The sequence below is a fragment of the Acinetobacter sp. ANC_7504 genome (genome assembly GCF_056779995.1).
Map to the genome: position 1 here is coordinate 1 of NZ_JBWYIZ010000021.1, position 8,276 is coordinate 8,276.

Genomic DNA, 8,276 nt, shown 5'->3' on the forward strand with positions numbered 1-8,276 from the left:
TCCGCACCTTCTTGTGCCGCAGCTTCTTTTGCAGTAGCGAGTGCAGTTTCTACATCTGTCAGCTGTTGTCCATCAAACTTACCTGCTGCAAGCAAGTCTTCTACTTTTTCAATGATTTTTTGCAACTCATCAGTTGGATCAGTTGGATCAGTTGGATCAGTTGGATCAGTTGGATCAGTTGGATCAGTTGGATTATTATCTGATCCACTAGCAGCATCAAAAATTGCGATACCAGCGCCAACTGCGCCTAGTGCTAATGCTCCACCAGCTAACCAATTATTTAATATTGTTGCACCAGTTCCAGCACCGCCCTCTAATAAAGCTTCGATATTTTCTAATGGGTTATATTCTACATTTTTGAAATCAAGGACATACATTTCACCGTTTTGATTACGGAAAACAAGATCTGAAGTTTCATAATTGAAGTTATCTAAAGTAATTGTTTCCCCGTTATTTAATTTAATAATGACCTGATTTTCATTCACAATCAGCTCTTGAACATCTTCAGGAGCCACATCGATCATTACAACTGAGTCTTCAACAATTTTAATTATATTGCTCTCTGAAGTGATCGTATTATTCAAGGTTTTTTTTGAGATAATCTGAGTTTGCATATACAAAATACCCATAGATTTAAAGAAATTTTACTTAATAGCATTAAACGATCATTTAGTTTTCTAATCAAGATTTTTTTAGATTAAAAATCATATATTTCAATATATTGTGACATAAGTCACACTATTTTTTAATTAAATTGCTTCTATATTGTACAAATGCTGAATAGTTAAAAATCACAATCATGTTACAAAAACAATACATTGTTTAATTTACATTCATTATCAAACTTAATAATTATTTTTATTCACTTACTGGCTTTGACCAATTGTTGAGAAGCTAATTCTCACAAAGCAATGGTATAATCACAAAAAAAATGATCAGTTTTTATGAAATATTTTTCTTGTGCACAATGTAATCTGCAAATCTTTTTTATGAACTCTACATGTACTCATTGTGGAACTGATTTAGGCTATGTTGTTGAAGAAAAAGAAATGGGAAGCTTTCATAAACATACCAGTCAGTTGTGGAAATCAATCAATCCCACATTTAAAAATAAACTCTATAAACCCTGTTTTAATTATTCTCATCACCATGTATGCAATTGGATGATTCCCGCAGAAAGTTCTGATATTTATTGTGACTCTTGCAAACTTACCTCTATTATTCCAAATTTAAATAATCCTGATCACACCATCTATTGGAGCAGATTAGAGCATGCGAAGCGTCGTTTCCTTTATATGATGCAACAACTAAATATCATGCCGAGACCAAAAAAAAATGATCAAGATCAATTTGGACTTAGATTTAATTTTTTGATGCCCGAACCAGATCTTCCTGTTTTAACTGGTCATGCTCAAGGTACAATTACATTAAATGCAAGCGAAGCAGACGTCGTATACCGCGAAACAACCCGAATAAAAATGGGTGAAAACTATCGAACCCTACTCGGTCATTTTCGCCACGAAAGCGGGCATTACTATTTCGATCTCATTCAACAGCTTCGACCAGATCTGATTGATGCGTTCAGAGTAATGTTTGGAGATGAACGACAAGATTATGCTGAGGCTTTAAAGCGACATTATCACGAAGGTCCACCCATAGACTGGCAGAAAAATTTTATTAGTTCCTATGCGAGTGCTCACCCATGGGAAGATTGGGCAGAGACTTGGGCACATTATTTACATATGATGGATACCTTAGAAACAGCATATTATGCGGGTCTGAGTGTTCAATCTAAACGTGCTGATCTCCCAAGTATGACCATCGAAGAATATCCGATTGGTGCTAAAAACTTTGAAACTGTTTTGCAAAATTGGTTAACCATTACTTTTAACTTAAATGCACTTAACCGAAGTATGGGTTTAGATGATGCATATCCATTTACGCTATCAGACAAAGTCTTAGACAAGCTTAGATTTATTCATCACAAACTTTTAGAAATTTCATTTCAAAAATAAATATATCTGCTTTATCAAAGGTTGAAGTTACTTATTATTTAAATACAATCTTCACCAAGTCTTATTGATTGTGTGTAAATGAAAATAAACGAATAGATTGTACTCGTTACAGGTGGAGCACGAGGCCTTGGGTTGGCAATTACCAAGACTTTATTGAGCGAAGGCGCTCGAGTCGTAGTCAATTATCATAGTAGTCATGAGTCTGCTAAAACATTAAAACTTTCACATCCTGATCAAGTATTTAGTTATCAAGCAGATATTACTGATGCAGAGCAAGTTTCAAAAATGTTTAACGCTGCCAAACTGCACTTTGGTGAAGCTATTCATTCGGTTGTGAATAATGCACTCGTTAGTTTTAAATTTAACGGGGATGCAAGACCAAATATTTCACAAATACAGTGGAATGATATGCACACTCAGTTTGAGGGTGCTGTTAAAGCTGCTCTCAATACCACTCAAGCTGCTTTAGCCGACATGAAAGCCAATCAATTCGGTCGAATTGTGAATATAGGAACAAACTTGGTGCAAAATCCTGTTGTGCCATATCATGACTATACTACTGCAAAATCTGCCCTTCTCGCATTAACGAGAACATGTGCTCATGAATTAGGTGAGTTTGGAATTAATGTCAATATGTTGTCTGGTGGATTACTTCAACAAACTGATGCAAGTAAAAGCACGCCACAGGAAGTTTTTGATTATATTGCTTCCGCTACCCCGTTGCGTAAAGTAGTCACTCCTGATGAGTTTGCTTCAGCCATTTTAATGTTTTTGTCACCGTACTCCAAAGCTGTAACAGGTCAAAATTTAATAGTGGATGGCGGTTTAGTTAAAAATTAATAACGATGCTTAGAGCTTAGGCTATTTTTTATTTAAGGAATAGCCTACCTATATAACCCCAATCGCTTGCTCATAGAGTATTTATGAGTGTTATTTTACAAGGATTTCATGAAACATATGTCTAAGCCATTGATGGCTGGTCTTATGATGACAGGACATATGCCAGTATTGTTTAACACCATATGTCGGGAAAGCAATAGGTGCATCAAAGATTTTTAAATTTCCTCGTGATAATAAAACTTCGCTCAAATAATAAGGCACTGTAGCAATCGCATCAGTTTCTTGAACAACAAGACCAACACCAAGATAACTTGGTAATCGCATTAAAATATTTCTTTTAAGTTCAAGGTTTAACAGCTCATTTTCGATGTGGTAATGCCCCATTCCCGCATCAATATCAATGTGTGATTCTGCCAAATACTGTTCTTTGCTGATTGAATCTCCCTTTAAACGCGGGTGATCTTTTGCTGCAATCACAACATAATATTGCTCAAACAATTTTTGTTGATAAAATCCATTTTCTAAATGCGGCAAAAATCCTAGTGCAAGATCAATTTCACCATTTGCCATTTGATAACTTGTTTCAGAAGTTATTGGACGCACATTTAATCTGACATGAGATGCTTTTGCTTTTAAATATTGGGAAATCTTAGGCAGTAATACTAAATGCGAAACATCAGTCATCGCCAAGGTGAATTGTTGATCTGATATAGCTTCATCAAAATCGATCGTGAAATTATTAATCGCTTCAACTTTACTTAATGCTTCACTGACCAATGGGAATAATTGCTTTGATAATTCCGTCGGGATCATTTCATTCCCAATTCTTAAAAAAAGCGGATCGTTATAATGTTGTCGAATTTTATTAAGAATATTACTTACAGCAGGTTGACTCATCTGCAATTGTTCAGCAGCAACCGAGACACTTTTAAATTTGTAAACATGAAAAAAAATACTGAGTAATTTGCAATCTAATTCGTACACGAAACGCGCCTTCTCCTAGTAGATGAGAATTTAAAGTCAAATAAGATCTCATAGTACTTTTATAATTTTATTTTTTCTAGGATCTATTCTGACATTCTCTAAAACCATCCCATAAAAAAAGAGCGAAAAATCGCCCTTTTTTATCATCATCCAAGCTGGAATCATTTAGAAATTATAAATTGCTACAGCACTGACACGATTATCCTCACCTGTGTTAGAACCATTTGGCGTAGATACTACAGCTTTACGCTCACCATACACATATTCCAACCCAAGGCTAATCGGTTTGATCGGACTATAGAATGCATTGACCCAACCTTGCCAAAGTTCTTTATTCACCTCATTCAACTTAATACCAAGTTTATTTGTGGTTTCATGATAAACACCTGTTTGATAAGCAGCACTTACATCTTGATTCATATAACCAAACCCAACAGTTCCACGCCATTGAGGATTAAATTGCTGAGTTAAACCTATCGTAATTGAGTCAAATTCATTCTCATCTAAAATTTGACCAGATGAATTTCGGCTGATACCAGAATTCGTCCATGAAACGAAACTGCTGTCACCTTTTACATGATAATAGTCAGCTTTCAGTGTAGTTGAAGGTGCTAATTTATATTGCAAACCGAGTCCTACGCCCCATGCAACGACTTCATCAACCTCTGTTTTCTTTTCGTTAACCATAGTACGTAAACTGAGTTTAGCATCATCATTTAACTGATGGTTCAATCGCGCTGTGACTGCAGGTGTACGCATTTTTGATAATCCATCTTTTGGATCTTCTGCTGCAAGGACCAAGCCTGTTGCAGGTGCTAAACTCATACTATAACGAACTTGAGGGGTTCGTTTTACAGCACCACCAACATAACCTAAGGCATCAATCGTTTCAGGCATGTAGTCTGGTACAGCAAAGTTAGACCAAGTTTGACCAATTAACCATTTATCGTAATTCATATAAGCATGACGTATACGAAGATTATCAAATCCTGTCCCACCCAAAAAGTCGACTTCAACTTTACCTGAAACTTTTTTATCATTGATTTGACTATGAATATCCAAACCTAAACGTGTTGCCGCAAGAGTCGACTTCAGTTGATCACTTGCTTCACTTTGTCCCGCTAAAGGAACTTTATTAATATTATTATATAGGCGATCTGCCGCACTACCTTCGGCTTGATATGAGGCATCTAGACGAACATTACCATAAAAATTAAAAGTGGTATCTTTACCAACATTTAGTTTTGGTTGGGGGTTAACAGATTCAGTTTTTAATGTCTCAATCGATTTTGTCTGTACAACAGCATTCTTCTGTTGTTGTTCCATCATTGATTTAAGTACTTCAATTTCTTGACGTAGTTGCTCTATTTCAGACTGTTGTGGACTATTCGCGTATGCTGCAGTAGATGTTAAAACAGCTAATGAGATTAAACTTAAAGTAAAAGGTTTGTTTGAAAAGATCATCCTAATCTCTCTTATCCTATAAAATGGTTTAAAAGTCTAAGTAACAGCCACCTTCTGGTAGCTGTCTTATTTATAAAGAATTTTTACTGAGTTTGTTCTACGACTTTAGAAGAGTGTACAGATTCTTCCTGAGCAATTTTACCATCTACTGAATTTTTCAGATTCACCATGAAAATTGCTAAGGCTGCAATCACACCAGGAATTGCGATGACCAAGAAATTCATTTGGTGCGGAAGTTCCATGGTTAACAAAGCACCAGTGAGTACTGGACCTACGATTGCACCAATTCGACCAATACCAGATGCCCAACCCATACCTGTTGAACGAACTGTCGACGGATAATATTGTGCGACGAATGTATAAAGTAGAATTTGTGAGCCAATCGTTGCAGCGCCCGCGATTGCAATTAGCGTATACAACACGATTTGTGGACTATTAAAGCCGAGAAGGATAAGTGCAAGTGCACCGCACACGAACATAATTGTGAGTACTTTTTTGATGTGGAAACGATCTGCAAGATATCCACCACCGATTGCACCCACCATACCACCGATATTTAATGCAAATAGGAAGATCATACTTGCACCAAGCGAGTAACCGGCTTGAATCATCAGTTTTGGCAACCAGCTTCCTAAAGCATAAACCATGAGTAAACACATAAAGAATGCAACCCAGAACATGAAAGTACTGAAGGTACGACCTTGCTGGAATAATGCTTTTAAAGGAGCTTCATCACCTGCTGTGACTTCATCTAATACAAATTGAGTGTCAGCAGTAATATTTTTTTCAGGTGCGATTTTCTTCACATTAATTCGCACTTGCTCGGTTTGGTTTTTGTTGGTCAGGTACATCAAAGATTCTGGTAGGAATTTCCAAATCAACGGCAATGCGATTAAAGGCAATGCAGCGATATAGAACATAATTTTCCAGCCATATTGTGGAACTAACCAAGCACCTAATAATGCTGACGTCATACCACCAATTGCATATCCACTGAACATAAGGGCAACTAAAGTACTTCTAATTCGCTTAGGTGCATATTCAGTCATTAAAGCAACAACGTTAGGCATCACACCGCCAATACCTAGACCAGCAAGAAAGCGTAAAATACCAAATTCAGTTGGATTCGATGCAAATGCCCCCAAAAATGTAAATCCACTGAAGATTGCCACACAAATCATGATGGTTTTTTTACGACCAAGCTTATCTGATAATGTACCAAATGACATAGCACCGAACATCATCCCAAATAAAGCTGTACTTGCTAACAATCCAGCTTGTACTGAAGTTAATGCCCATTCCTGCATTAATAAAGGTAATGCAACTCCGTAAATGACAAGATCATAACCATCAAAGATAATAATCAATAAGCACCAAAACAATACACCCCAATGAAATGGTGTGAACTTAGCATCATCAATCACACGATTGATATTTAATTTGTTTGCTTCCAAGGTTGCGCCTCCTGCAAATAAACTCTCCAAAAATATGACGCAACATTGACTTAAAGCTGAAAAAATGTCCAAAACCGAATATATCTATATATATACCTTCAAGGTCTAAATAATCTCGAGGGCTTATTTCTAGTATGATTGAATGAAAATTAGACGAATAATTACTTTAAAAAAAAATTCTTTGAGAATTTCTAATTTGAATTTTTTATTGCAACCTACTTTTTCTTCAAAGTTAAAATTATTTGTTTGAAATTTATCAAAAAAAATTAAGCCCCTTTTCGGGGCATAAGCTAAAGTCGTAGTTATTTTGAGTATTTAAGATTTTTGATTGCTATTTTTTATCCAATAGCTTTAGACCTAAGTCTAATTATTGTATTAGACCCTATCTAAATTAAATTTCTATCATACTTAATTGCTTCTAAATCATACACTTGGTAAATACAATCTATTAGAGACATGATGTCCTCGCTCTCATCTAGATTACGTATCGTCATAAATACTGGACTTACTGCAGTTTCATCTAAAATTGGAATGTAAAGCAAATGGGATAGCTGAATTGATTTCGCACTTTCTGGAACAATACAAATACCTTCACCAGCTGCAACCAAACCAAGAGATAGCTGAATTTCTCGCACCAAACGTATATTTTTAGGTTCTAAATTATATTCTGCAAACAAGGCTTGGACTTGAGTTGCAAAACTAGGGGTTGTATGGCTAGGGTATAAAAAAATATTTTCATCAGAAATATCAGACAGATAAACGCCTTCTTTTTTTAAACTTAAAGGATGACTCGCATGCACTGCCATCATTAAGCGCTCTTCACGAAGCAAAATTCGCTTCAATGCTGGATCTGAAATTCTAAGCCGCCCAAATCCAACATCAATCTTCCCCTCTTTGAGTGCTTTAACTTGTTCTAACGTGGTCATTTCAACAAGTTCAATCTTTAAGTGGGGTTGCTGCTGCCTATATAAATATACAATTTTAGAAAGCAGCCCATAAAGCAGTGACCCGACAAACCCCATTGTTACTGTACGTTCAACTAGACCTATACGCTTTGTCATAGACTTAACTTCTTCAGCATTGGCAAGTAATTTCACTGCGTGCTGATAAAAGAAATATCCGGCTTGTGTTGTTTTTAATGGACGGCTACCTCGCTCAAATAAAGCAATGCCAAGCTCTGATTCCAAATTTTGAATTTGTCTACTTAATGGTGGCTGCGCGATAAATAACTTTTCGGCTGCTTTTGTAAAACTTTGTTCTTCTACCACTGCGACAAAATATCGTAGATGTCTAAGCTCCATGACTTCCATACCTTTTAAATATATTAAAATGCAAAAATGATCTTCGACTCTATTTTTGCATTCTTTTAAGGTATACCACATGAAATACACAATGCAAGAATGCGTAGAGTGGAAATGATTACATCAGTTGAAACCTTGCTCGTTGAAATCCCGACGATCCGCCCACACAAGATGGCGGTCGCAACGATGCAAACTCAAACCTTAGTCCTCATTAAAAT

General features: G+C 36.2%; 7 protein-coding genes. 2 read left to right on the forward strand and 5 right to left on the reverse strand.

What is annotated here, in order from left to right; all coding sequences use genetic code 11:
- Positions 1-614 (reverse strand): BapA/Bap/LapF family prefix-like domain-containing protein (locus tag AC1M9F_RS14265; RefSeq protein ID WP_481598091.1); only part of this gene is annotated, 614 nt, incomplete at its 3' end.
- 330 nt (positions 615-944) lie between these two features.
- Between AC1M9F_RS14265 and AC1M9F_RS14270 the strand changes: the two genes are divergently transcribed.
- Both AC1M9F_RS14270 and AC1M9F_RS14275 read left to right on the forward strand, forming a co-directional pair.
- Positions 945-2,015: a zinc-binding metallopeptidase family protein gene (locus AC1M9F_RS14270; RefSeq protein ID WP_481598092.1), complete on the forward strand. Its 1,071-nt coding sequence runs from the start codon at positions 945-947 to the stop codon at positions 2,013-2,015.
- Positions 2,016-2,111: 96 nt separating this feature from the next.
- On the forward strand, positions 2,112-2,855 hold the full coding sequence (locus AC1M9F_RS14275) for a 3-oxoacyl-ACP reductase (protein WP_481598095.1): 744 nt from the start codon (positions 2,112-2,114) through the stop codon (positions 2,853-2,855).
- 90 nt (positions 2,856-2,945) lie between these two features.
- On the opposite strand, the gene AC1M9F_RS14280 is transcribed toward AC1M9F_RS14275, so the two are convergent.
- The 4 genes from AC1M9F_RS14280 to AC1M9F_RS14295 all read right to left on the reverse strand — a co-directional run bounded on the left by AC1M9F_RS14280 (position 2,946) and on the right by AC1M9F_RS14295 (position 8,058).
- Positions 2,946-3,839 carry a LysR family transcriptional regulator gene (locus AC1M9F_RS14280; protein WP_481598093.1) on the reverse strand — a complete coding sequence of 298 codons (894 nt, stop codon included), beginning with the start codon at positions 3,837-3,839 and terminating at the stop codon, positions 2,946-2,948.
- Between the two features lie 165 nt (positions 3,840-4,004).
- Positions 4,005-5,303: a DcaP family trimeric outer membrane transporter gene (locus AC1M9F_RS14285; RefSeq protein WP_481598094.1), complete on the reverse strand. Its 1,299-nt coding sequence runs from the start codon at positions 5,301-5,303 to the stop codon at positions 4,005-4,007.
- A gap of 83 nt (positions 5,304-5,386) precedes the next feature.
- Positions 5,387-6,757, reverse strand: a complete 1,371-nt coding sequence (locus AC1M9F_RS14290; RefSeq protein WP_481588077.1) for an aromatic acid/H+ symport family MFS transporter — start codon at positions 6,755-6,757, stop codon at positions 5,387-5,389.
- Positions 6,758-7,143: 386 nt separating this feature from the next.
- Positions 7,144-8,058 (reverse strand): LysR family transcriptional regulator, encoded by a 915-nt coding sequence (locus AC1M9F_RS14295; RefSeq protein WP_035270297.1) that lies wholly within the window; start codon positions 8,056-8,058, stop codon positions 7,144-7,146.
- Positions 8,059-8,276: the final 218 nt, after the last annotated feature.

Coding starts and splice junctions, on each gene's coding strand:
- AC1M9F_RS14270 (WP_481598092.1), top strand. CDS start 945: ATGAAATATTTTTCTTGTGCACAATGTAATCTGCAAATCTTTTTTATG.
- AC1M9F_RS14285 (WP_481598094.1), bottom strand. CDS start 5,303: ATGATCTTTTCAAACAAACCTTTTACTTTAAGTTTAATCTCATTAGCT.
- AC1M9F_RS14295 (WP_035270297.1), bottom strand. CDS start 8,058: ATGGAGCTTAGACATCTACGATATTTTGTCGCAGTGGTAGAAGAACAA.